Source organism: Janthinobacterium sp. FW305-128, from assembly GCF_020858135.1.
GTDB lineage: Bacteria > Pseudomonadota > Gammaproteobacteria > Burkholderiales > Burkholderiaceae_D > Janthinobacterium.
In genome coordinates this window covers 166,648-191,407 of the sequence record NZ_JACYMK010000012.1, presented here as the reverse complement: position 1 = coordinate 191,407, position 24,760 = coordinate 166,648, and the positions used below count along the sequence as shown (strand labels likewise).

Sequence of the window (24,760 nt, the reverse complement as noted above, 5' to 3'; positions counted from 1 at the left end):
AATAGCTCACGATGACCGCGAACCGCCATTTTGCCCCCCTGGATCGTTTGATTGTTGGCGCCGACAAGGCCTTGCGCGTCATCGCGGGCGTGGCCTCGGCCTCGCGCCCCACGCCGGCCGCGCATGCGCCCGATGCGGAGCTGAGCCCGGCCGAGCAGCGCCACAGCGCCGGCTTGATGCGCGTCAACCATGTGGGCGAAGTGTGCGCGCAAGCCTTGTACAACTCGCAGGCGCGCTATGCGCACAGCCCGGCCATCCGCGCCCAGTTCGACGAGGCGGGACGCGAAGAGGAAGACCATCTGGCCTGGACGGCGCAGCGCCTGACGGAGCTGGGCTCGCGTCTGAGCCTGCTCAATCCCTTGTGGTATGCGGGTTCGTTTGCGCTGGGCACCATCGCCGCGCGCATGGGCGACGGCCGCAGCCTGGGTTTTGTGGTGGAAACGGAACGCCAGGTGGAAGCGCACCTGGCCAGCCACCTGCAGGAATTGCCGCCGCAAGACGCCAAGTCGCGCGCCATCGTCAAGCAGATGGCCATCGACGAGGTGGAACACGGCGCCGCCGCCCAGCGACTGGGCGCCATCGACACCCCGGCGCCCGTGAAGGCGTTGATGGGCCTGATGGGGAAGGTCATGACCAAGACGGCGTATTACTTGTAGGTCGGATTAGCGCGGCAATGCCGCGCGTAATCCGACACATTGTTGGCGTTACGGGTGTCGTCGGATTACGCGCTCACGCGCTAATCCGACCTACTCCTCGATGATTTCAAAGGAATGCGTAATTTCCGCAGTCGGCGTAGGTCGGATTAGGCCGCAGGCCGTAATCCGACAACATTGTTGGCGCCGGCGGTGTCGTCGGATTACGCGCTCACGCGCTAATCCGACCTACTCCTCGATGATTTCGAACGAGTGGGTGATCTCTGCGGTTTTCGCCAGCATGATCGACGCCGAGCAATATTTGTCATGCGACAATGAAACGGCCCGTTCCACGGCCGTCGGTTTCAGGGCCTTGCCCCGTACCGTGAAGTGGAAGTGGATCTTGGTAAAGACTTTCGGATCGGTGTCGGCGCGCTCGGCCTTCAGGGTCACTTCGCAGCCGTTGACGGCTTCGCGGCCCCGTTTCAGGATCAGCACCACGTCATAGGCGGTGCAGCCGCCCGTGCCCAGCAAGACCATTTCCATGGGGCGTGGCGCCAGGTTGTGGCCGCCGCCATCGGGCGCGCCATCCATGGTCACCAGGTGGCCGGAACCGGTTTCTGCCCGAAAACTCATGCCCGACGGGCCATTCCAGCTGACTTTGCATTCCATCGTACTCTCCGAAAATTGTAAGCGTTTTGTATTGTAATAGAGGAATGCTCATCCATGTGCCGGCCGCCAGCCCGCAGCCTGTCTGCATTGCGGCTTGACGCGGCAGGGCAAAGCCGCTTATACTTGTCGGCTTTCCGTTCGCTCAGGAAAAGTAAATAAGGCAGAGTCCGCACAGCAACATCGGCGGAACCACCATTTGAGCGTGTAATCTATTAGGAAGTCAACATGAAAACATTTTCCGCTAAAGGACATGAAGTCCAGCGCGATTGGTTCGTGGTTGACGCGACGGACAAAGTCCTCGGACGTGTTGCCAGCGAAGTGGCACTCCGACTGCGCGGCAAACACAAACCAGAATTTACTCCTCACGTCGATACCGGCGACTTCATCGTCGTCATCAACGCAGGCAAACTGCGTGTGACCGGTACCAAAGCTACTGAGAAAATTTACTACCGTCACTCTGGCTATCCAGGCGGCATCTACGAAACCAACTTCCAGAAAATGCAACAGCGTTTTCCAGGTCGCGCGCTTGAGAAAGCGGTCAAAGGCATGCTGCCTAAAGGCCCACTCGGCTACGCAATGATCAAGAAGCTGAAAGTGTACGCGGAAGGTTCCCATCCGCACGCTGCTCAGCAACCTAAAGCACTTGTTCTCTAAGGAACTGACATGATCGGTAATTACAATTATGGAACCGGCCGTCGCAAAAGTGCAGTGGCTCGGGTTTTTATCAAAGTTGGCACAGGCTTGATCGTTGTTAACGGCAAACCAGCAAACGAATACTTTTCGCGCGAAACGGGTCTGATGGTCATCCGTCAACCTCTGGAACTGACCGGCAATGTCGAGCGTTTCGACATCAAAGTCAACGTCCATGGCGGCGGTGAGTCGGGCCAGGCTGGTGCAGTTCGTCACGGCATCACCCGCGCTCTGATCGACTACGATGCAGCGTTGAAACCGGAACTGGCGAAAGCCGGCTTCGTGACCCGCGATGCACGTGAAGTCGAGCGTAAAAAAGTTGGTCTGCGCAAAGCACGTCGCGCAAAGCAATTCTCGAAGCGTTAATTTCTACGCTACAGCACCTTGCGGGGTGCTGGTCGAAAAGCCGCTGGACTTCGGTCCCGCGGCTTTTTTGCATTTCAGCGTGACTCTGCGTTGCGCTGTAAAATACGCGGAAAACCCGCAGGGGGAGCGTTTCCCTTCATCTTTATGCAATCTATACACAAGGAAAGAACATGATCAAAGTTGGCATCGTCGGCGGCACTGGATACACGGGCGTGGAGTTGCTGCGCTTGCTCGCTACCCATCCAGATGTCGAGTTGACGGCGATTACCTCGCGCAAGGAAGATGGCTTGCCCGTTGCCGACATGTATCCTTCCCTGCGTGGCCACGTCAAGCTGGCGTTTTCCTCGCCGGACAAGGCGAACCTGGAGCAGTGCGACGTGGTCTTCTTCGCGACCCCGCATGGTGTTGCGATGGCGCAAGCGCCAGCTCTGCTGGCCGCCGGCGTGAAAGTCATCGACCTGGCCGCTGACTTCCGCCTGAAAGACCAGGCCAAGTTCGAGCAGTGGTACAAGATTCCCCACACGGCCCCCGAGCTGATAGCCGAGGCCGTGTATGGCTTGCCGGAACTGAACCGCGAAGACATCAAGCAGGCAAAGCTGATCGCCAACCCCGGTTGCTACCCGACCACCATGCAGCTGGGCTTTTACCCGCTGCTCAAGGCGGGTCTGGTCAATGCGGGCGGCTTGATCGCCGACTGCAAGTCGGGCGTGTCCGGCGCCGGCCGCAAGGCGGAAATCGGCATCCTGTTCTCGGAAAGCAGCGACAGCTTCAAGGCCTATGGCGTGGCCGGCCACCGCCACCTGCCGGAAACGACGGCGCAACTGCAGCGTTTCACGGATGAGAAAGTGGCGCTGACCTTCACGCCGCATCTGGTGCCGATGATCCGCGGCATGCATTCGACCCTGTACGCGCAGCTGAACAAGGATGTCAGCAATGAAGAATTGCAAGCCTTGTTCGAAACGCAATACAAGGACGAGCCTTTCGTCGACGTGATGCCATTCGGCTCGCACCCGGAAACCCGTTCCACGCGCGGCTCGAACATGCTGCGCCTGGCCTTGCACCGCCCTGAAGGCGGCAATACCGTCATCGTGCTGGTGGTGCAGGATAACCTGGTCAAGGGCGCTTCGGGCCAGGCCGTGCAGTGCATGAACTTGATGTTTGGCTTGATAGAAACGGCAGGTTTGCAACATATCGCCTTGCTGCCGTAAAAATAGGCAGCCGTGCTTGCGCGGGTCCGGCGCCTTTTTGCCGGACCTGTGCTAAATTGGACTGCCACGTTTACCAACAGGATGACGTTCATGTTCGAGCGCAACGCGAAAAACCCCATCGACACCCTGATTGGCGCTTCCACGCGGATCGAAGGCGACTTGCTGTTTTGCGGCGGCTTGCGCATCGATGGCCATGTGCGCGGCAACGTCACGGGCGAGGCGGGCGAGCCCACGCATATAGTGCTGGGCGAGGCAGGGCGCATCGATGGCGAGGTGCGCTGCTCCAGCCTGGTCGTCAGCGGCGAGATCAATGGCCCTGTGTATGTGTCCGAAATGCTTGAAATCCAGCCCAAAGCCCGCATTGTAGGAGAGGTCTATTACAAGGTGCTGGAAATGCACAGCGGCGCATTGGTGCAGGGCAAGCTCAGCCGCCACGACAGCGCCGACCCCGTGCTGCACCTGGCCGTATCGGAAATGTGAGCAGGAACAACACCGGCCAACCGCCTCTGCGGCCGCCGCAGCGCGAGTTGTGCCAACAGTCTATAATGAGGCTATGTTTTCTGAGGAGTCTGAAATGAATGCAGTCGCTGAAATGCAAGATGTGATCCCTTCGCCTATCATCTTTACCGATAGCGCCGCTGAAAAAGTCGCGCAGCTGATCGAAGAAGAAGGCAATCCCGACCTGAAATTGCGCGTCTTCGTGCAGGGCGGCGGCTGTTCCGGCTTCCAGTATGGCTTCACCTTTGACGAAATCGTCAACGAAGATGACACCACCATGGTCAAGAACGGCGTCCAGCTGTTGATCGACTCCATGAGCTACCAGTACCTGGTCGGCGCGGAAATCGACTACAAGGATGACCTGGAAGGCGCGCAGTTCGTGATCAAGAATCCGACGGCTACCTCCACCTGCGGTTGCGGTTCGTCGTTCTCGGTATAAGCTGGCACACCTGAGAAAACGTCCATGGTGGCGTTGCATTGCCTCGCCGTACTCTTCGTACTGTCTTTGGCAATGCGCCTTGCCCTGAACGTTTTTCAGGCGCGCCGGTTTACAGGCGCAATATAAAAATAGCGGATCATCGATCCGCTATTTGTGTTTCTGCGCCCGCTTAGCGCGGGTAGAGCGCACCCAGCACCCGCAAGCCCTGCGCACCCGTCACGGCCGGCAAGTTGCCCGGCTTGCGCTGTGTAAAGCGCCAGGCCAGCCAGGCAAACGCCAGCGCTTCGACCTGGCTGGGCGCCACGCCCAAGGCCTCCGTCGATTCCACCGCCATGCCCGGCAATTCCCGGGCCAGCGCCGCCATCAGGCTGGCGTTCTGCGCGCCGCCGCCGCACACATACACGGTTTCCGCCTGCGCCCCGTCGCGTGCGATGGCGTGCGCCAGGCTGGCGGCCGTCAGCTGGGTCAGGGTCGCCTGCACGTCGGCGGCTTGGGCGCCACGGTGATTCGCCAGCTTGCCTTGCAGCCAGTCGGCGTGAAAGAGGTCGCGGCCCGTGCTTTTCGGTGCCGGCAAGTCAAAATAGGGATCGTCGAGCAAATCCGCCAGCAGGGCAGGCAAGACTTTGCCCGTGGCGGCCCAGGCGCCGTTGGCGTCGTAGGGCTGGCCCAGGTGCTGCAAGACCCAGCCATCCATCAGCGCGTTGCCGGGGCCCGTGTCGTAGCCCGTTACTGTGCCGTCCGCGTGCAGCACGCTGATATTGCTGATGCCGCCGATATTGGCCAGCACGCGCGTGTGGCCGGGCAAGTTGAAAATGGCCTGGTGAAAAGCGGGCACCAGCGGCGCGCCCTGGCCGCCGGCCGCCACGTCGCGGCTGCGCAAGTCGGCGATGACGTCGATGCCCGTCAGTTCCGCCAGCAGGGCCGGGTTGTTCAACTGGCGCGTAAAGCCCAGCTCGGGGCGGTGGCGGATGGTCTGGCCATGCGCGCCGATGGCGGCGATGGCGTCCGGGCCGATGCCCGCCTCGCTCAACAGCAGGGCGACGCAGTCGGCGTAATGGCGCACGAGCTGATTGGCCGCCAGTGCTTCGCGTTCGATTTCATTCTGGCCGGCACTTTGCAAGGCCATCAGGTCGGCGCGCAGGCTGGCCGGAAAGGGAATGTAGGCGTCGCCCAGGCTGCGCGTGCCGCCATCGTCGGAAAAGTCGACCAGCGCGCCATCGACGCCATCGAGGCTGGTGCCAGACATCAGACCGATATACAGCATGGGGGTTGTCCTTGAATGCATAAGTGATGGGGTGCATTGTGCCGCATTTGTGCCGTGTGCACGCGGGAAAAAACAAAGGCACCGGCCATCTGCATGGGCGGTGCCTTTATGGGTTGCCCGAAGGCAGTGTTGGAATGTCGTTTAACGCGACGCCAGTGCCGTGTCGTTCGGACGCAGCAGGGTGAAGCGGTGCATCATGTCGGCGGAGACCATGCGGAAGCGGCTCAGCTCGGCGGCCGTCAATGGCGCCTGGGCTTGTACGTTCAGCTTGCTTGGATCTTGTGCCACGCCGCCGACACGGAATTCATAGTGCAAATGGGCGCCCGTGGACCAGCCGGTGGTGCCGACGTAGCCGATCACATCGCCCTGGCTGACTTTTTGACCTTTTTTCAGGCCCGAAGCGAAGCGGCTCATGTGGGCGTAGGCGGTGCTGTAGTTGGCCCAGTGTTTCAGAACAACAACATTACCGTAGCCGTTCTGGCTGCCGACGGAATCGACCACGCCGTCACCGGAAGCGCGGATGGGCGTACCCGTTGCTGCGGCGAAATCGATGCCCTTGTGCGCTTTCCAGTTGCCGGAAATCGGGTGCACGCGCATGGAGAAGCCGGACGAGATGCGGGAAAATTCGAGGGGGGATTTCAGGAAGGCTTTTTTGAGGGACTTGCCGTCGAAACTGTAGTAACCGCCGCCTTGCTTGCTGGCTGGGTCTTCGAACCAAACGGACTGGTAAGTCGTGCCGCGGTTGGTGAATTCACCGGCCAGGATGCGGCCCGCTCGGACAAATTCGCCATCTTGCCAGAATGTTTCGTAGACAACATTAAACGAGTCGCCGCGTTTCAGGTCGGAACGGAAGTCGATATTGGTCGAGAACATTTCCACGATTTGCGCGGAAATCGAGTCTGGCAGGCGGGTACCGTCCAGGCTGGAGTCGGTGGCGGCGAACAGGGTGGAAGTAATCTTGCGCGCGTGCATTTCAACGCGGCGTTCCAGCTGGGCTGCCACTTCCGTGGCCACGAACTTGTCGCCCTTGCGGGTAATCAGGATGTTCTTGACCGATTTGTCGGTGCCGTCGACGAGGGTGGCGCGCATCCAGTTGAGGTCGCCGTTTTCGGTCGTTTGCGCTTGCACGCGCTTGCCCGATTTCAGCAACATCACGCCGCGCGCGATCTTGTCGGTTTTGATGAAATTGGCGGCCGCCGGATCATCCACGCCGAGACGGGTCAGCAGGGTGGCGAGGGTATCGCCAGCGCGGACTTTTTCTTCGTGGGTGAAATTCTGGTCTACCTGTTCCATCGCGGAAATTTGCGAGGCGAGATCAGGCATTTCCAGGTTCTGGGCGATGGACGTGACCGGCAAGTCCGATGCGTCGGGCGCCATGGGCGACACAGCGACCGCGCCGAAGGCGGCCACGGCGAGCAGCACCGCGGATGCGCCAATAATGCGCGCCTTGCGTGTCGTCGTCAGCTGTGTGTACAAGCGTGAGCCTGTGATTTTATGTATAGGGTTCATGCAATCAGTTAAAATTTGCCCTTGAACGATTCGTGAACTAGTGCTCTTTGTTATTGTTATTTTGGTTCGTTTTCATACGGCAAGATTGATGGGATCGAGCATTATAGCAAACTCCGCAAACCTACCACCATTTTGAGATTTATAGTCAAATTTTATGGAAATCAACACCACCGCATCGCCTACAAAGGCTAACGCCGCTCAGACCGCGCTTCCACTGTCGGACAGAGTACAAGAAGCCCTCGCGATTACCAAGCGTGGCGTCGACGAACTCTTGATCGAAAGCGAATTTGCGCAAAAATTAGCGCGCTCCGAGAAAACTGGTGTTCCACTGCGCATCAAACTGGGCCTGGACCCGACTGCACCCGACTTGCATCTGGGCCACACTGTCGTGCTGAACAAGATGCGCCAGCTGCAAAACCTGGGCCATCAAGTCATTTTCCTCATCGGCGATTTTACTTCCATGATCGGCGACCCTTCGGGCCGCAACGTCACGCGCCCGCCGCTGACCAAGGAACAGATCGAGATTAACGCGATGACGTATTTCGCGCAAGCATCTTTAGTGTTGGATGCCAGCAAGACGGAAATCCGCTATAACTCCGAGTGGTGCGATCCGCTGGGCGCGCGCGGCATCATCCAGCTCGCTTCCCACTATACGGTGGCGCGCATGATCGAGCGCGACGACTTCACCAAGCGCTTCCAGGGTGGCATTCCTATTTCCGTGCATGAATTCCTGTACCCGCTGATGCAAGGCTACGACTCGGTGGCCCTGAAATCGGACCTGGAACTGGGCGGCACGGACCAGAAGTTCAACCTGCTGGTGGGCCGCGAACTGCAAAAGCAGTACGGACAGGAGCAGCAGTGTATTTTGACCATGCCGCTGCTGGAAGGTTTGGATGGCGTGGAAAAAATGTCCAAGTCGAAGAATAACTACATCGGCATCACGGAACCGGGCAACACCATGTTCGCCAAGCTGATGAGTATTTCCGACGTCATGATGTGGCGCTACTACGAGCTGCTGTCGTGGCGCTCGATCGCCGAACTGGCCCAGCTGAAGCGCGAAGTCGAGGAAGGGCGCAATCCGCGCGACGCCAAGGTTGCGCTGGCGCAAGAAATCGTCGCCCGTTTCCACTCGCAGCAGGCGGCCGAAGATGCGCTGGCCGACTTCGTCAACCGCTCGAAGGGCGGCATTCCCGACGATATCCCGGCAGTAACCCTGGCCGGCGCCCCGCTGGGCATCCCGCAATTGCTGAAACAGGCGGGCCTGTGCCCGTCGACATCGGAAGCCATGCGCAAGATCGACCAGGGCGGCGTGCGGATCGACGGCACCGTCATCAGCGACAAGGGCCTGCAAGTGGCGGCCGGCGAATTCGTGTTGCAAGTTGGCAAGCGCAGTTTCGCGCGCGTCACCTTGACGGCATGATCGCGCTGCTGCAGAGAGTCACGCAGGCGAAAGTCGACGTCGGCGGCGCCACCGTCGGCGCCATCGACGCCGGCCTGATGGTGCTCGTGTGCGCCGAGCGGGGCGATACGGAGAAGGAAGCGGACGCCCTGCTGACCAAACTGCTCGGCTATCGCGTGTTTGCCGACGAAGCGGGCAAGATGAACCGCAGCGTGACGGACGTGGCCGGCGGCTTGCTGCTGGTACCGCAGTTCACCCTGGCGGCCGATACCAAGTCCGGCACGCGCCCGTCGTTTACGCCGGCGGCCGCGCCGCAGGACGGCTTGCGCCTGTTCACGCATTTCGTGGACCAGGCGCGCGGCCGCCATGCGACCGTGCAAACGGGGCAGTTCGGCGCCGACATGCAGGTGTCGCTCACCAATGACGGCCCCGTCACATTCTGGCTGCAGGTGAACGCTAAATAAGCGTCAAACAATAACTATAAAGAGGAGCAAGCGATGAAATTGTGGAGCGAGACGTTTCGTGATGGCGGCCTGATGCCGGCCGACTATGCCTTTGCCGAGATCGATCCGGCCAGCCGCGTGCGCCTCGCCGGCAACCGCAATCCCCATCTGGCCTGGGACGAGGTGCCCAACGGCACCGAGTCGCTGGCCCTGTTCTGCATCGATCTCGATGCGCCGCAAGACGCCCGCCTGGCCAACCGCGACGACCAGTCCCTGCCGCTGACGGCGCTGCGCGGCGACTTTTATCACTGGAGTTTGCTCGACTTGCCGCCCGCCATGCGTTCTATTGCCGCCGGCGAATTTTCCAGCGGCATCACGCCGCGCGGCAAGGCTGCAGGTACTGGACTGCGCCAGGGCATCAACGACTACACGGGCTGGTTTGCCGGCGATGCCGCCATGGCCGGCGATTATTACGGCTATGATGGCCCGTGCCCGCCGTGGAATGACGAGCGCATCCACCACTATATTTTCCGCCTGTATGCGCTCGACGTGCCGCGCCTGGAGCTGCCCGAGCGTTTTACGGGGCAGCAAGCCCATGCCGCGCTCTACGGCCACATCCTCGACGAAGTCCAGCTCGTCGTCGCCTACTCGCTCAATCCCGAGTTGGCACTTACCCTGAAGAAATAACGCATGAGCACCACGATTTTATTGATACGCCATGGCGAAACGGCCTGGAATGCGGGCCGCCGCCTGCAGGGCCATATCGACATCGCCCTGAACGAGGCGGGCCTGGCGCAAGCGGCCGCGCTGGGGCAGGCGCTGGCCGGCGAAGCGCTGGCCGCCATCATCGCCAGCGATCTGCAGCGCGCACAGCAGACGGCGCAAGCCGTTGCTCCGTTGAAAGATTTACCCGTGCAGACCGACCCCTTGCTGCGCGAGCGCTGTTATGGCGCCTTCGAAGGCTTGCTGTATGCGGATATTGCCGCGCGCTATCCGCACGAGTATGCGCAGTGGCAATCGCGCCAGATCGACGCCGTGATGCCGTCGGGCGAGCGCGACGCGGAGAGCTTCCGCCAGTTTTACGCACGCGCGAATGGCGCCATCGCCCGCTGGGCCGAACGCTATGACGGCCAGACGATCGCCATCGTGGCGCACGGCGGCGTGCTCGAGTGCGCTTACCGCGAGGCGGTTGGCATGACGCTCGACAGTCCGCGCGACTTCCAGGTCAAAAATGCCAGCGTCAACCGCTTCTCGTATGCGGACGGCAAGCTGCATTTAGTGCACTGGGGAAATATCGAGCACCTGAGCGCGCCCGCGATGGACGAGCTGGGGTAAGAGTGCCCTAAGCGGCGCCATCCTCACTCTGACGCACTGATCCAAAAAAATAGTGCTTATTAAATAGGCAGGGAATCGGTTAAAATAGCAGGTTCCTCCGTCCATTCCAGGTTCTTCAGTGCAAATCGGCCCTCACATTCTGCGCAACAATGTTTTCGTCGCTCCCATGGCGGGCGTGACGGATCGGCCTTTCCGCCAGTTGTGCAAGCAGCTGGGTGCCGGCTATGCCGTGTCGGAGATGGCGGCGTCGAATCCGCGCCTGTGGGCAACGGAAAAAAGCGCGCGCCGCACGGATCACGACGGCGAAATGGAGCCGAAAGCCGTGCAGATCGCCGGCGCCGATCCGCAGGACCTGGCCGACTGCGCCAGGTTCAACGTGGACAGGGGCGCGCAGATCATCGACATCAACATGGGCTGCCCCGTCAAAAAGGTGTGCAACAGCTGGTGCGGTTCGGCCCTGCTGCAAGATGAAAGCCTGGTCGAAAAGATCCTGCACGCCGTCGTCAATGCCGTCGACGTGCCCGTCACCCTGAAATTTCGCACGGGCTGGAACCGTTCCAACAAGAATGCCCTGACCATCGCCCGCATTGCCGAGCAAGCGGGCATCCAGATGCTGACCCTGCACGGCCGTACGCGTGCCGATGGCTACAAGGGCGATGCCGAATATGAAACGATTGCCGCCGTGAAAGCATCGGTGGGCATTCCCGTGGTGGCCAACGGCGACATTACCAGTCCGGAAAAGGCCCGTTTTGTGCTGGATCAAACGGGCGCCGATGCCGTCATGATCGGCCGCGCGGCACAGGGCCGGCCGTGGATTTGCCGCGAGATCGACCATTTCCTGCGCACCGGCACCTTGTTGCCGGCGCCGTATGTGGATGAAGTGCGGACCTTGATGGACGAGCATTTGCGCGCCCATTATGCGTTTTATGGCGAGTTTCTCGGCGTGCGCACGGCGCGCAAGCACATCGGCTGGTATGTCAAGGATCTGGAAGGCGGCGAAGCGTTCCGCCAGGAAATGAACTTGCTGGAGTCGACGGATGCGCAGTTGCTGGCCGTCGATCAATTTTTTGAGTCGCAATGGAAATTTGGCGAACGGTTACAATACCGCCTCGCCGAATCCAGTGAAAGTGGCCTGATCGATGCGATCAAACCTGCGGCCACGGCAGCATGAGCAGATAGCAACAAGCAGGGTAAATCAGTTAGCAGCAGTACAAGGGCGAACGCCTATACAGAGCGTCATGCAATATTAATTACAACACCGAGGCAAGAGGGCAGCACGCGGACCGCATGAGCGGCGCGGCGCCGGATGGCCAGGTGTTCAGCCGGTTGAAGCATAAAAATGAGCAAAGAAAGCATTCAGGAAGTCGTACAGAAAAGTCTAGAAGATTACTTCAATGACCTGGGCGAACAGCAAGCATCGAATATCTACGACATGGTCGTGCTGACCGTGGAAAAGCCCATCCTGGAAGTCGTGATGACACGCGCCGATGGCAACCAGTCGCACGCCGCGCAGATGCTGGGCATCAACCGCAATACCCTGCGCAAGAAATTGCAGGAGCACGGTTTGCTGTAATGCCGGCATGCAAGTGACGCCAAGATTTGAATCCGCCGCAGCGGGCCCGGCCTGATAGCTGATTGCTGCGCCATTCGCCAAGAACACTTAACCACCTAGCCACAGCCATGATCAAACAAGCTCTCCTCTCCGTTTCCGACAAGACCGGCGTTCTCGACTTCGCCCGCGCCCTGTCCGCCCTCGGCGTCAACCTCCTGTCCACCGGCGGCACCGCCAAATTGCTGGCAGACAACGGTGTTCCCGTCACGGAAGTTGCCGATTACACGGGTTTCCCGGAGATGCTCGATGGCCGTGTGAAGACCCTGCACCCGAAAGTGCACGGCGGTATCCTGGCGCGCCGCGATTTCCCTGAGCACATGTCGAAACTGGTCGAGCACGACATGCCGACCATCGACATGGTGGTGGTCAACCTGTACCCGTTCCAGGGCACGGTCGCCAAGGCCGATTGCACGCTGGAAGACGCGATCGAAAACATCGATATCGGCGGCCCGACCATGCTGCGTTCGGCGGCCAAGAACCACAAGGATGTGGTCGTCATCTGCGACCCGACCGACTACGACGCGGTGCTGGCGGAAATGCGCTCGGCCGATGGCCAGGCCGGCGACGTCAGCTATGACACCAAGTTCATGCTGGCGAAAAAAGTCTTTGCGCACACGGCGCAATACGACGGCGCCATCACCAACTACCTGACGAGCCTGGGCCCGACGAAGGTGCACGCCGAGCGCGGCGCCTATCCGCAAATCCTCAACGTTGCATTTGAGAAAGTGCAAGACATGCGCTACGGTGAAAACCCGCACCAGAGCGCCGCCTTCTACCGCGACCTCGTCGCCACCGATGGCGCGCTGGCCAACTACCGCCAGTTGCAAGGCAAGGAATTGTCGTACAACAACATCGCCGATGCCGATGCTGCCTGGGAATGCGTGAAGAGCATGGGCGGCTTCGAGCAAAGCGCCGCGTGCGTCATCGTCAAGCATGCGAACCCGTGCGGCGTGGCCCTGGGCAAGAACGCAGCGGAAGCGTACGCGCGCGCCCTGCAGACGGACCCGACCTCGGCATTCGGCGGCATCATCGCCTTCAACACGGAACTCGACGGCGCCACCGCCGGCGAAATCGCCAAGCTGTTCGTGGAAGTGCTGATCGCCCCGTCGTTCTCCGCCGAAGCGAAACAGATTCTGTCGAGCAAGCAAAACGTGCGCATGCTGGAAATCCCGCTGGGCAGCGGCGTACACGCCATGGACTTCAAGCGCGTCGGTGGCGGCTTGCTGGTGCAATCGCCGGACGCGAAAAACGTCGGCATCGGCGACTTGCGCGTGGTCAGCAAGCTGCAGCCGACGCCGCAGCAACTGGCCGACCTGATGTTCGCCTGGAAAGTGGCGAAATTCGTCAAGTCGAACGCCATCGTTTTCTGCGGCAATAACATGACCCTGGGCGTGGGCGCAGGCCAGATGAGCCGTATCGACTCGGCCCGCATCGCTTCCATCAAGGCGCAAAACGCGGGCTTGTCGCTGACCGGTTCCGTGGTGGCGTCGGACGCCTTCTTCCCGTTCCGCGACGGCCTCGACGTCGTCGTCGACGCGGGCGCGACTTGCGTGATCCACCCGGGCGGCTCCATGCGCGACCAGGAAGTGATCGATGCGGCGGACGAGCGCGGCGTCGTCATGTTGTATACCGGAACGCGTCACTTCCGTCATTGATAGTGAAGAGAGTAGGTCGGATTAGCGGGGCCGGAGGCCGCGCGTAATCCGACAAGCGCAGTTGGCGACGCATGTCGGATTACGCGTACCGCTAATCCGACCTACAGCTCTCGATAAGGTACTCAGCGGCAGGCACCGGTTATTCACCGGTGCCTGCCGTATTCATTATAGAATCTGGCGATGATTATTCTTGGCATCGATCCTGGCCTGCGCACGACCGGCTTTGGGGTCATTGAAAAACACGGCAACAAGCTGCGCTATATCGCGTCGGGCACCGTCAAGACGGGTTCCGAAGGGGAATTGCCGCCGCGCCTGAAGATCATCCTGCGGGGCGTGAGCGAAATCGTCGGCACCTACCAGCCCGATTGCGCGGCCATCGAAAAAGTGTTTGTCAACGTCAACCCCCAATCGACCTTGCTGCTGGGCCAGGCACGGGGCGCGGCCATTTGCGCGCTGGTCCACGCCGACCTGTCGGTGGCCGAATACACGGCCCTGCAAGTGAAACAGGCCGTCACGGGCCACGGCAAGGCGGCCAAGGAGCAGGTGCAGGAGATGGTTTCCCGGCTGCTGTCGCTGCCCGGCTTGCCCGGTACGGATGCGGCCGATGCGCTGGGCGTGGCCATTTGCCATGCCAACAGCATCGATGCGCTGGCCATGCTCGGCGCGCTGGCGCCCCAGCTGCAGGGCTTGCGCATGAAGCGCGGCCGTTTAGTAGGTTAACTGCGGCATGGCCCTCATAATTAATAAAAACTACGATACACAACATTAGGAACACGCGATGATAGGCCGTCTCTCCGGTATTTTGCTTGAAAAAAATCCGCCACAATTGCTGGTCGATTGCCAGGGCGTCGGCTATGAAGTCGACGTGCCGATGAGCACCTTTTACAACCTGCCCCACGTGGGCGAAAAAGTCGTACTGTTCACGCACCAGGCCATCCGCGAAGATGCGCACCTGCTGTTTGGCTTCGGCAATGCGGCCGAGCGGGCCGTGTTCCGCCAGTTGATCAAGATCACGGGCGTGGGCGCGCGCATGGCCTTGTCGATTCTCTCGGGCATGACGATTGCCGACCTGGCCCAAGCCATTACCTTGCAGGATTCCGGCCGCCTCGTGAAAGTGCCTGGCATCGGCAAGAAGACGGCCGAACGGCTGCTGCTGGAATTGAAGGGCAAGCTGGGGGCCGATATCGGCGCCGGCGGCGCGCACGCGGCGCCCGATGCCCAATCGGACATCCTCAATGCGCTGGTCGCGCTCGGCTATTCCGACAAGGAAGCGCTGGCCGCCGTGAAAAACGTGCCGGCCGGCAGCGGCGTGTCGGACGGCATCAAACTGGCGCTGAAAGCGCTGTCGAAAGGCTGATAGGGCATGAGTATCCAGACCGACAGCTTCACGGAACAGCGCATCATCGACGCGGCGCCCATCTCGCACAACGAGGAGGCGATCGAACGGGCCTTGCGCCCCAAGCAGCTCGACGAGTATGTCGGGCAGGAAAAGATCCGCGACCAGCTGGAAATCTTCATCACGGCCGCGCGCCAGCGCAAGGAAGCGCTCGACCATACCTTGCTGTTCGGCCCGCCTGGCTTGGGCAAGACGACCCTGGCGCACATCATCGCGCGCGAAATGGGCGTCAATCTGCGCCAGACCTCCGGCCCCGTGCTCGAGCGCCCGGGCGACCTGGCGGCAATCCTGACGAACTTGGAAGCGAACGACGTCCTGTTCATCGATGAAATCCACCGCCTGTCGCCGGTCGTCGAAGAGATTTTATATCCGGCCCTTGAGGATTATCAGATCGATATCATGATCGGCGAAGGCCCGGCCGCCCGTTCCGTGAAACTCGATCTGCAGCCGTTTACATTAGTCGGCGCCACCACGCGCGCCGGCATGCTGACCAATCCGCTGCGCGACCGCTTCGGCATCGTGGCGCGCCTCGAGTTCTACAACACGGGCGAATTGACGAAGATCGTCACGCGCAGCGCGGCCTTGCTGAAGGCACCGATCGACCCGGAAGGCGCGCATGAGATTGCCCAGCGCGCGCGCGGCACGCCCCGCATCGCCAACCGCCTGCTGCGCCGCGTGCGCGATTTCGCCGAGGTCAAAAGCAATGGCGACATCACCAAGGTGGTGGCTGACCGCGCGCTGGCCATGCTGGACGTCGATTCCGCCGGTTTCGACGTGATGGACCGTAAATTGCTCGAAGCCGTGCTGTTCAAGTTCGGCGGCGGCCCCGTCGGCATCGGCAATCTGGCCGCCGCCATCGGCGAAGCGGCCGATACCATCGAAGATGTGCTGGAACCGTACCTGATACAGCAAGGTTTCCTGCAGCGCACGCCCCGTGGCCGTGTCGCCACGCCGGCCGCTTACCTGCACTTCGGCGTCAGCGCGCCGCGCATGGGCCCGGGCGGCGAAGCGTGGGAACTGTGATGGCGGAAGCGGGTGAGCAAGCGAGCGTGGGCATGCAGATCTGGATCGACGCCGATGCCTGTCCCGTCGTCATCAAGGAAATTTTGTACAGAGTCGCCGACCGCCTGGAGTTGCCGCTCACCCTGGTCGCCAACCAGGGTTTGCGGGTGCCGCCCTCGCGTTTCATCCGCACCGTGCAAGTGCCGTCCGGCGCCGACGTGGCCGACCAGGAAATCGTGCGGCTGCTCAATCCCGGCGACCTCGTCATCACGGGCGACATCCCGCTGGCGGCCGACGTCCTGGCCAAGGGCGGTTTCGCGCTGAACCCGCGCGGCGAGTTTTATACGAAAGACAATATCGCCCAGCAATTGACGATGCGCGCCTTCATGGAAGAATTGCGCAGCGGCGGCGTCGACACGGGCGGCCCGGCCGCCTTCAGCCAGTCGGACCGGCAACAGTTTGCCAACAGCCTGGACCGGCATCTGAGCAAGCATCACCGCAAGCCGGCACCAGCGCAATAAGCTGTGGACGAAAAAACTGTGGACGAAAAAAAACCGGCGCAAGCCGGTTTTTTGTGCGCGTAAAACTTAACGCATGACTTTGCGCGTGCCCACGACTTCCACCGTCACGCGGCGGTTCTTGGCGCGGCCGGCGGCACTCGTGTTGTCGGCCACGGGCTGGGTTTCTCCCTTGCCTTCCGTGTAGACGCGGCTCGTCTCGACACCCTGCGCCACCAGATAAGCCTTGACGGCTTCGGCGCGGCGCAAAGACAGCTTCTGGTTGTAGGCATCGGAGCCGACGGCATCCGTATGGCCGACCGTGACGATGACTTCCAGGTCCATGCCCGTCAGTTGACCGAGCAGCTGGTCCAGTGCCGCCTTGCCTTGCGGCTTGAGCGTCGATTGATCGAAATCAAACAGCGCTTCGGAAGCAAACGACACTTTTTCCGACACGGGGGCTGGCGCCGGCTTGGCTTCGATCACCGGTGCCGGCATGGCGACGACGGGGGCGACTTCGGGCGCCGGCTGGTAGGCGGGCGTGGCGGTGGCCGGACGGCCCAGTTTATACACGAGGCTGACGGAATACAGGTCCGCATCGCCGCGGTTGCCGACGGCGTCGTTCAGGCGATAACGCTCGACTTCGCCGCGCAGGGCCAGCGCTTCGCTGAACTTGTATTCGAGGCCCAGGCCCAGCTTGGCGTTGAGCTTGCGCTCGCTGGCATGGGTATTGGTCGAACCCAGCAGGCGGTTGCCGCTGAACTCCGTGTTGGTCTTCGTGTAATGCATGCCGACACGGCCCAGCAACGACAGGCGCTGCGACAGCGGCAGCTGGCCCAGCAAGTCCAGGTTCACGCCGCGAAAGGCCGCTTGTCCGTTCAGTACGCCGTTGCCGCTGGTGGTCGACTTGAAATCGAACTTGCCCAGGTCAAAGTAACCGGCTTCCACGGCGACATACTGGTTCAGTTGGCGGCCGACAAACAGTTTATAGCCGGTGTCGCGCTGGTCCTTGCTGAAACCGGTGACGGTTTCGCCGTTGGCGGCCAGGCTGGCGCGCAGGCGCGGCTCGTCGATGGTGGCGCGCGACTGGCCCGCGCCCGCGCCGATGTACCAGGCGCTGTTGGCCCAGTCCGGGTTGATGAAGGTATTGTCCTGCGCCTGCGCCGATTGGGCCGCCAGCAAGGCGCCGGCCGTTACGCTCAGGGCGCCCAGTGTGTGTGCGATAGTCATGGTCATGTCCCGATTATTTGGTGATCTGATTGTTGCGCAGGGTAACGGCGGCAGCCGTCAGCACGCGGCCATTGAGCAAGGTCGTATTGTCGCCCACCGTGATGGCGGCCGACTGGCCCAGGATATTGCCCTTGAAGACGCTGTTGGCGGCCAGGGTGGTGGGGCCGACGGGCAGCCAGCTGACGTTGTCGGCCGTGGCGCCATTGTTCAGGGCAACCACCGAGTTGACGGTCGAGTTCAAGGTCAGGGCCGTGCGGAAGATGTACACGCCAGGACCGTTCAGGGTCAGGGTGCCCGTGATGCTGATGGCGCCCGCATAGCAATACACGCCGGGACCGAAGGTTTGGCCGCCGAGGTCGATGCCGCCGGCAAAGCTGACGTCGCACGTGCGGCTATTGCCATCCGTGATCGCCGCTTGCAGGTCCGTCATGGCGCCGTCCAGGATGGCACCCGACTTGTAGTTGGTAAAGCCTGCCGCCTGGGTCGGATCGACCGTTTGCGAAGGTGAGCCTACGTCGCCCGTGATCAAGGTGGTGCCGCCCGAATTGTTCGTGATCGAGGTGCCTGCCAGCACGCCGAAAGGTGCCGCGCGGCCCAGGAAGATCGGGTTCAGGACGGGCGGGATGGCGACAGCGGTGACGGTCAGCAGCGCGCTGCCCGACTGGCCGCCGGCCGTGGCGGTGATGCTGCTGGTGCCGGTGGCAACACCGGTGGCGATGCCCGTGTTCAGTACCGTGGCGTTGGCAACGGTGCCCGAGGTCCAGGCGGCGCTGTTGGTGACAATGGCGTTCGAGCTGTCGGAATAAGTGGCGGTGGCAATGAATTGCTGCGTGGCGCCGACAGCGATGCTGGCGGTGGCCGGCGTGACGGTAATGCTGACGATGCTGGCGGCCGGCACGGTGATGGTGGTGCTGGCCGTCTTGCCGTTGAAGCTGGCGTTCATGACGCTGGTGCCAAAGGCAACGCCGGTGACGAGGCCGCCGCTGGCGACGGTGGCGAAAGCGGGCGTGACGGCAAGGAAGCTGCTGCTGGCCGTGACGTCAGCCGTGCTGTTGTCCGAGTAGGTGGCAATGACGGCCAGCTGGCGCGTCGCGGCGACGGGCACGATGGGGCTTTGCGGCGTGACGGCGATAGCCAGCAAGGTCGCTGGCGTGACGGTCAACTGGGCCGTTGCGCTCTTGCCGCCAAACGCGGCGCTGATGCTGCTGTTGCCGGCAGCGATGCCGGTGCTCAAGCCTGTGGCGGCATTGACTGTCGCGCTGGCCGGTGTGGCCGACGCCCAGGCCGCCTTGGCGCTGACGTCTTGCGACGAGCCGTCGCTATACGTGGCGATGGCCGTGAATTGCTGGCCCGCACCGATGGTGACCGTGGCCGTGGCTGGCGTGACGGCCAGGCTGGACAAGGTGGCGCCCGGCAAGCCGAGGATGGGATCGCGTCCCTGGTCGCCGCCGCCGCAACCGGCAAGGGCGGCCATGGCCAGCAAACCTGCCGAGACGAGCAGCGGGTTCAGATATCGCTTGAAGAGGTTCATATAGTTCCTTTGTGCATGGCAATCATTGCCGGGCATCCGCGGATGAGGTCATCCGGCAGAGCCATGCCGCTTTTCGCTACAGGCGATGGCGTCACAGGCATGCACTATTTCATTTAGGAAACTTCAAGTATGTTCGGTGGCGCGCATAGCCTGCCTTTGGTAGGAAAATGGCGCAAACGCGAGCGATTCGGCCTGGAAAACAACGGCCGTGTGCGGAATACAGACACAAAAAAGCCGGCGCAGCGGCCGGCTTCGACAGGGCATACGTGTGCTGCTTAGTCTTCGCGTACCCACGTCTGCGAGCGGCCAAACATCGGCACGCCGACATAGCCGCGCACTTGCAGCTTGGTGCCGCCTTCAATCAGTTCGGCCTTGCTCTTGTAGGTCTTGCCATTGGCCGGGTCCATGATTTCGCCGCCCGTCCATTCCTTGCCGTCATATTTCAGGCCGGACAGGATCACCAGGCCGACGATGGGCTGGTCCTTGTTGGCGCCCGTGCACTTGTCGCACTTCGGATTTTGCTCTTCATTCGGGGCGCGGAACAGCTTGTCGATCTTGCCTTGCAAGACGCCGTTGCTTTCCGTGATGACGACGAGGGATTTCGGCTTGCCGCTGGCATCGTCGATGGTTTTCCAGGTGCCGACAGGGGTGTGGTTGTCATCGCGCGCGATGGCGCTGCCGGCGATGGCCAGGGCGGCCACCAGTACGCTTGCTTGAATGCTTGCTGTGAATACTTTATGCATCGCTAGTCTCCAATGGTTTTTTTTGATCGGGTCACGAACAGTTTATATACCAAGGCAAGACCAGTGGTGCTGCGCGGCGTCACGGGGACGCCGCGCAATCCTTCCAAACCTGCCTTATGCGCTGGCTAGTTTAGCAAACTGTTCGCGCAGTTTTTCAATTGTCGCCGAAAAACTGAGCAAACGCTCGTTTTCTTGCGCAACGATGGCGGCCGGGGCGCGCGCGACGAAGCTTTCATTGCCTAATTTGCTGTTTACTTTGGCAATTTCCGCTTCGATGCGGGCGATTTCCTTGCCCAGGCGCTCGCGTTCGGCCGCCACGTCGATTTCCACTTTCAGCATCAGCTTGGTGGTGCCGACGATGGCGACGGCGGCCGGCGAGTCCGGCAGCGCATCGACGATCTGCACTTCAGCCAGCTTGCCCAGCGACTGGATGTACGGTGCGTACGACGCCAGCGCGGCCTTTTCCGCCGCATTGCCCGCTTCGACGATCAGCGGCACGCGCACGGATGGCGAGATCTGCATTTCGCCGCGCAGGTTGCGCGTCGCGTCCGTCAAGGCTTTCAGCTGCTGCATCCACGCTTCGGCCGACTCATCGATCTTGTCGGTGTTGGCGATCGGATACGGCTGCATCATGATCGAATCACCCTCAGCTTTCAGGGTCTTGCCGGCCAGCGGCGCCACCGTCTGCCACAGCGCTTCCGTGACAAACGGGATGATCGGGTGGGCCAGGCGCAGCACCACTTCCAGCACGCGCAGCAGGGTGTGGCGGGTGGCGCGCTGCTGGCCTTCCGTGCCCTGCTGCACTTGCACCTTGGCTACTTCCAGGTACCAGTCGCAATACTCGTCCCAGACGAACTTGTAGATGGTGGCGGCGATATTGTCGAAACGGAAGTCTTCAAAGCCCTTGGCCACGTCCAGTTCCGCTTTTTGCAGCAGGGAGATGATCCACTTGTCCGCTTGCGACAGGTCGGCCTCGTTCGGGGTGCAATCCTTGCCTTCCGTATTCATCATGACGAAACGGGTGGCGTTCCACATCTTGTTGCAGAAGTTGCGGTAGCCTTCGCAGCGGCCCAGGTCGAAGTTGATGTTGCGGCCCAGCGAGGCGTAGCTGGCCATGGTGAAGCGCACGGCGTCCGTGCCGTAGGCCGAAATGCCTTCCGGGAATTCCTTGCGCGTCGCCTTGGTGATCTTTTCCGCGTCGCGCGGGTTCATCAGGCCCGTGGTGCGCTTGACGATCAAGCCTTCCAGGTCGATGCCGTCGATCAGGTCGATCGGGTCGAGCGTGTTGCCCTTCGACTTGGACATCTTCTGCCCCGTCGAATCGCGCACCAGGCCGTGCACGTAGACGGTTTCAAACGGCACCTTGCCCGTGAAGTGCGCCGTCATCATGACCATGCGCGCGACCCAGAAGAAGATGATGTCGAAACCCGTCACCAGCACGGACGACGGCAGGAAGGCCTTCATGTCCGGCGTTTCTTCAGGCCAACCCATCGTCGAGAACGGCACCAAGGCCGACGAGAACCACGTGTCGAGCACGTCGTCGTCGCGTTTCAAGGGGCCCGTGCTGCCGGCGGCCTGCGCCTTGGCGATGGCTTCCGCTTCTGTCTTGGCAACGAAGATATTGCCCTTGTCGTCGTACCAGGCCGGAATTTGATGGCCCCACCACAGCTGGCGCGAGATGCACCAGTCCTGGATGTTGTTGAGCCACTGGTTGTAGGTGGTGCTCCAATTTTCCGGCACGAACTTGATTTCGCCATTGGCGACCTTGTCCAGCGCCGTCTCGGCGATCGACTTGCCCGGGAAGAAAGTGCCTTCCGGGGCCGGTTTGCTCATGGCGACGAACCACTGATCCGTCAGCATCGGCTCGATGACGACGCCCGTGCGGTCGCCGCGCGGCACCATCAATTTATGCGGCTTGACCTGTTCCAGCAAGCCTTGCGCGTCGAGGTCGGCGACGATCTGCTTGCGCGCGGCGAAGCGGTCCATGCCGCGGTAGGCGGCCGGCGCGTCGTCGGTGATCTTCGCGTCCAGGGTCAGGATGACGATCTGCGCCAGTTTGTGGCGTTGGCCGACGGCGTAATCGTTCATATCGTGCGCCGGGGTGATCTTGACGCAACCGGTGCCGAATTCCTTGTCGACGTATTCGTCGGCGATGATGGGGATTTCGCGGTCCGTCAGCGGCAGTTTGAGCATCTTGCCCACCAGCGCCGTGTAGCGCTCGTCCGTCGGATCGACGGCCACGGCCACGTCGCCCAGCATGGTTTCAGGACGCGTGGTGGCCACCGTCAGGAAACCGCTGCCGTCGGCCAGCGGGTATTTGATGTACCACATGGAGCCGTCTTCTTCTTCCGACACCACTTCCAGGTCGGACACGGCCGTGCCGAGCACGGGGTCCCAGTTGACGAGGCGCTTGCCGCGGTAGATCAGGCCCTGCTCGAACAGGCGCACGAAGACGTCGGTGACGACTTTCGAGCGCGGTTCATCCATCGTGAAGTATTCGCGCTGCCAGTCGGCCGAGGCGCCCAGGCGGCGCATCTGCCCGGTGATGATGGAACCGGATTTTTCTTTCCATTCCCACACTTTTTCCACGAATTTCTCGCGGCCCAGGTCATGGCGCGAAATCTTTTGCGCGTCCAGCTGGCGTTGCACGACGATTTGCGTGGCGATGCCCGCGTGGTCGGTGCCGGGAATCCAGGCCGTGTTGTGGCCCAGCATGCGGTGGTAGCGGGTCAGGCCATCCATGATGGTCTGGTTGAACGCATGGCCCATGTGCAAGGTGCCGGTGACGTTCGGCGGCGGCAACTGGATGCTGAAGGAAGGTTTTCCGGCATCGAGGGTGGCGGTAAAGTAACCGCGCTGTTCCCACTCGGTGCGCCAGAATTGTTCAATGTCGGCGGGCTCGAAAGACTTGGCTAATTCCATGATTTGGCGTGTGATTGGCAAAAGGAACCATTATAGATGACGCGGCAACGCCTGCAGCGTGGCAAGCGGCCTTTTTCAGTGTTTTGGCGGCCTGGCGGGCCGCGAACTAAGTAATCCTCAGGAAATTATTGTGAAATTATGACAAACAGAACCGGATGCTATGCAAGGCGCCAGCCGTGACGCAGTGCGAGCACTGCTAGCAGCGGGCAACGCCGCAGAGCGCCGGTTATGGAAGTCAGAAATCACAATAATTTATTGGGGGTTACTTAACAACAGAGGGCGCAATAAAACGGGGGCGACAGGGGCGCCGATGCTATAATGCCGGCCTCGGCGCCTCCTGCCCCATCCTTGCGGACGGCGCCAGCAGACGCGGTGGTATCGACGTTTCATATCCAGCACCCGTCCGCGTCTCACGGCCAGCGCATCTGCGATGCCAGCCACTTTCAGCGCGTCCCCTTCGGGCCGGGCGCCTGAGCCACGCGCACCGCCAGCGGTGCACCATTCACGGCGGAATCAAAGCGGCACGTCATTGCACGCCGCTGCCGCCACAGCTTAGCCAGGATCTGTTGTCCGGCGCGTCGTCTTTTGATACGGCACACCCCGCTTGGCGCCTTGCCGCCTGTGGCCTTGCCGTGGCCGCCGCTTTCCTGGTTTCGCTTTTACAAGGAAATCATCATGAAAAAAATCGCCATCGTTGCCGGTCTTGCCACCACTCTGGGCGCCTTGCCTGCCGCCCAAGCCCAGTCGTCCGTTGATGTCTATGGTCTGATGGACGCGGGCCTGGTACAGGAAGGCGGCATCAGCAAGCTCACCAGTGGCATATCGGCCGGCTCGCGCCTGGGCCTGCGCGGCACGGAGTCGCTGGGCAATGGCTGGCAAGCCGTGTTCACCCTGGAAGCGGGCGTGCAGGGCGATACGGGCCGCTCGGACCAGGCGGGGCAATTGTTCGGCCGCCAGGCGTTTGTCGGCCTCAACAGCCCGCTGGGCATGCTGACCGTGGGCCGCCAGTACAACCTGCAAAGCCAGGCCTTGACCGACGTGGCCGACCCGTTCGAAGGCGGTTATGCCGGCGCGGCGACCAACCTGGCCGGCTATTCGGCCACGCGCATCGACAATACCGTGCGCTACACCTCGCCGGAATGGCGCGGCGTGACGGGCACCGTCATGTATGGCGCCGGCGAACACACGGGTGTGGCGGCGGACCAGCGCTCGCTGGGTCTGGCCCTCGGCTATGTCAACGGTCCGTTGACCTTGCGCCTGGCGCGCCAGAGCCGTGCGGGCGAGCCGGGTAAGGCCGACGCGAACAACACGATTCTGGCCGGTAACTACAACTTCGGCGTGGCCACGGCGTTTGCCGGCTATGGCCGCAACACGGGCGAGGGCAGCACCATGTTCTTCGCGGAAAACCCATATGGCGCGGCGCAGGCGCCCACCGCGTCGAACGACAGCCGCGACGCCATCGTTGGCGTCTCCGTGCCGCTGGGCGCGACGACTTTGCTGGCCTCGTATGTGCGCAAGGATGACCGCGACAGCGCCAACCGCGATGCGCAGCAGCTGGCCATCGGCGCCACGTACGCCTTGTCCAAGCGCAGCAAGGTATATGTTGCCTACGCGCATATCCGCAACCGCAACGACGCCGCCTACATGGTGGGCAATGCCACGGAAGTGGGCACGGGCAACCGCGCGTTCAACGTCGGCTTGCGCCACGCGTTTTAAC

At 61.6% G+C, this 24,760-nt stretch carries 25 protein-coding genes; 18 read left to right on the top strand and 7 right to left on the bottom strand.

What is annotated here, in order from left to right; all coding sequences use genetic code 11:
• Positions 1–11 precede the first annotated feature (11 nt).
• Entirely contained in the window at positions 12–656 is a 645-nt protein-coding gene (coq7, locus tag IGS60_RS23630; protein ID WP_230506373.1) for a 2-polyprenyl-3-methyl-6-methoxy-1,4-benzoquinone monooxygenase, read from the top strand.
• Between the two features lie 225 nt (positions 657–881).
• Here coq7 and IGS60_RS23625 read toward each other — a convergent pair whose 3' ends face one another.
• Entirely contained in the window at positions 882–1,304 is a 423-nt protein-coding gene (locus tag IGS60_RS23625) for an OsmC family protein (protein ID WP_070289996.1), read from the bottom strand.
• Positions 1,305–1,529: 225 nt separating this feature from the next.
• Between IGS60_RS23625 and rplM the strand changes: the two genes are divergently transcribed.
• The 5 genes from rplM to erpA all read left to right on the top strand — a co-directional run bounded on the left by rplM (position 1,530) and on the right by erpA (position 4,505).
• A complete protein-coding gene (gene rplM / locus IGS60_RS23620; protein WP_010393282.1) occupies positions 1,530–1,958 on the top strand; it encodes a 50S ribosomal protein L13 in 429 nt (142 codons plus the stop codon).
• Between the two features lie 9 nt (positions 1,959–1,967).
• Positions 1,968–2,360, top strand: a complete 393-nt coding sequence (gene rpsI / locus IGS60_RS23615) for a 30S ribosomal protein S9 (RefSeq protein WP_010393285.1) — start codon at positions 1,968–1,970, stop codon at positions 2,358–2,360.
• Positions 2,361–2,530: 170 nt separating this feature from the next.
• Positions 2,531–3,568 (top strand): N-acetyl-gamma-glutamyl-phosphate reductase, encoded by a 1,038-nt coding sequence (gene argC, locus IGS60_RS23610; RefSeq protein ID WP_230506372.1) that lies wholly within the window; start codon positions 2,531–2,533, stop codon positions 3,566–3,568.
• A gap of 90 nt (positions 3,569–3,658) precedes the next feature.
• A complete protein-coding gene (locus tag IGS60_RS23605) occupies positions 3,659–4,048 on the top strand; it encodes a polymer-forming cytoskeletal protein (RefSeq protein ID WP_070290243.1) in 390 nt (129 codons plus the stop codon).
• Positions 4,049–4,142: 94 nt separating this feature from the next.
• On the top strand, positions 4,143–4,505 hold the full coding sequence (gene erpA, locus IGS60_RS23600; RefSeq protein WP_029496047.1) for an iron-sulfur cluster insertion protein ErpA: 363 nt from the start codon (positions 4,143–4,145) through the stop codon (positions 4,503–4,505).
• Between the two features lie 169 nt (positions 4,506–4,674).
• Here the strand turns inward: erpA and IGS60_RS23595 are convergent, their stop codons facing one another.
• On the bottom strand, positions 4,675–5,769 hold the full coding sequence (locus IGS60_RS23595; protein ID WP_230506371.1) for an anhydro-N-acetylmuramic acid kinase: 1,095 nt from the start codon (positions 5,767–5,769) through the stop codon (positions 4,675–4,677).
• Positions 5,770–5,910: 141 nt separating this feature from the next.
• Positions 5,911–7,278 carry a M23 family metallopeptidase gene (locus IGS60_RS23590; RefSeq protein WP_070289999.1) on the bottom strand — a complete coding sequence of 456 codons (1,368 nt, stop codon included), beginning with the start codon at positions 7,276–7,278 and terminating at the stop codon, positions 5,911–5,913.
• Positions 7,279–7,432: 154 nt separating this feature from the next.
• Here IGS60_RS23590 and tyrS point away from each other — a divergent pair, with 154 nt between their 5' ends.
• The 11 genes from tyrS to IGS60_RS23535 all read left to right on the top strand — a co-directional run bounded on the left by tyrS (position 7,433) and on the right by IGS60_RS23535 (position 16,641).
• Positions 7,433–8,698, top strand: coding sequence for a tyrosine--tRNA ligase (gene tyrS, locus IGS60_RS23585; protein WP_070290002.1), 1,266 nt, complete (start codon positions 7,433–7,435; stop codon positions 8,696–8,698).
• Positions 8,695–9,141 (top strand): D-aminoacyl-tRNA deacylase, encoded by a 447-nt coding sequence (gene dtd, locus IGS60_RS23580; RefSeq protein ID WP_070290004.1) that lies wholly within the window; start codon positions 8,695–8,697, stop codon positions 9,139–9,141. Before tyrS ends, dtd begins: the two co-directional genes overlap by 4 nt.
• Positions 9,142–9,174: 33 nt before the next feature.
• A complete protein-coding gene (locus IGS60_RS23575) occupies positions 9,175–9,807 on the top strand; it encodes a YbhB/YbcL family Raf kinase inhibitor-like protein (protein ID WP_230506370.1) in 633 nt (210 codons plus the stop codon).
• Between the two features lie 3 nt (positions 9,808–9,810).
• Positions 9,811–10,455, top strand: a complete 645-nt coding sequence (locus tag IGS60_RS23570; protein ID WP_230506369.1) for a histidine phosphatase family protein — start codon at positions 9,811–9,813, stop codon at positions 10,453–10,455.
• A gap of 118 nt (positions 10,456–10,573) precedes the next feature.
• Positions 10,574–11,626 (top strand): tRNA dihydrouridine synthase DusB, encoded by a 1,053-nt coding sequence (dusB, locus tag IGS60_RS23565; RefSeq protein WP_230506368.1) that lies wholly within the window; start codon positions 10,574–10,576, stop codon positions 11,624–11,626.
• A gap of 168 nt (positions 11,627–11,794) precedes the next feature.
• Entirely contained in the window at positions 11,795–12,028 is a 234-nt protein-coding gene (locus IGS60_RS23560; protein WP_008445162.1) for a helix-turn-helix domain-containing protein, read from the top strand.
• Positions 12,029–12,135: 107 nt separating this feature from the next.
• Positions 12,136–13,722: a bifunctional phosphoribosylaminoimidazolecarboxamide formyltransferase/IMP cyclohydrolase gene (gene purH, locus IGS60_RS23555; protein WP_070290015.1), complete on the top strand. Its 1,587-nt coding sequence runs from the start codon at positions 12,136–12,138 to the stop codon at positions 13,720–13,722.
• Positions 13,723–13,902: 180 nt separating this feature from the next.
• Positions 13,903–14,442, top strand: coding sequence for a crossover junction endodeoxyribonuclease RuvC (gene ruvC, locus IGS60_RS23550; protein ID WP_070222697.1), 540 nt, complete (start codon positions 13,903–13,905; stop codon positions 14,440–14,442).
• 58 nt (positions 14,443–14,500) lie between these two features.
• Positions 14,501–15,079 (top strand): Holliday junction branch migration protein RuvA, encoded by a 579-nt coding sequence (gene ruvA / locus IGS60_RS23545; protein WP_070222695.1) that lies wholly within the window; start codon positions 14,501–14,503, stop codon positions 15,077–15,079.
• 6 nt (positions 15,080–15,085) lie between these two features.
• Positions 15,086–16,141, top strand: a complete 1,056-nt coding sequence (ruvB, locus tag IGS60_RS23540) for a Holliday junction branch migration DNA helicase RuvB (protein WP_070312419.1) — start codon at positions 15,086–15,088, stop codon at positions 16,139–16,141.
• 32 nt (positions 16,142–16,173) lie between these two features.
• Positions 16,174–16,641, top strand: a complete 468-nt coding sequence (locus tag IGS60_RS23535; protein WP_071079569.1) for a YaiI/YqxD family protein — start codon at positions 16,174–16,176, stop codon at positions 16,639–16,641.
• Between the two features lie 66 nt (positions 16,642–16,707).
• On the opposite strand, the gene IGS60_RS23530 is transcribed toward IGS60_RS23535, so the two are convergent.
• From IGS60_RS23530 to IGS60_RS23510, 4 genes are all read right to left on the bottom strand, one after another.
• Positions 16,708–17,847: an OmpA family protein gene (locus IGS60_RS23530; protein ID WP_230506367.1), complete on the bottom strand. Its 1,140-nt coding sequence runs from the start codon at positions 17,845–17,847 to the stop codon at positions 16,708–16,710.
• Positions 17,848–17,860: 13 nt separating this feature from the next.
• Complete coding sequence (locus IGS60_RS28415; RefSeq protein ID WP_268994182.1) at positions 17,861–19,378, bottom strand: ice-binding family protein; 1,518 nt, start codon at positions 19,376–19,378, stop codon at positions 17,861–17,863.
• A gap of 275 nt (positions 19,379–19,653) precedes the next feature.
• A complete protein-coding gene (locus IGS60_RS23515; RefSeq protein ID WP_070222691.1) occupies positions 19,654–20,121 on the bottom strand; it encodes a DUF2147 domain-containing protein in 468 nt (155 codons plus the stop codon).
• Positions 20,122–20,235: 114 nt separating this feature from the next.
• Entirely contained in the window at positions 20,236–23,043 is a 2,808-nt protein-coding gene (locus tag IGS60_RS23510; protein ID WP_230506366.1) for a valine--tRNA ligase, read from the bottom strand.
• A gap of 675 nt (positions 23,044–23,718) precedes the next feature.
• On the opposite strand from IGS60_RS23510, the gene IGS60_RS23505 reads away from it, so the two are divergent.
• Positions 23,719–24,759, top strand: coding sequence for a porin (locus tag IGS60_RS23505; RefSeq protein ID WP_230506365.1), 1,041 nt, complete (start codon positions 23,719–23,721; stop codon positions 24,757–24,759).
• The last annotated feature ends 1 nt before the right edge of the window (position 24,760 follow it).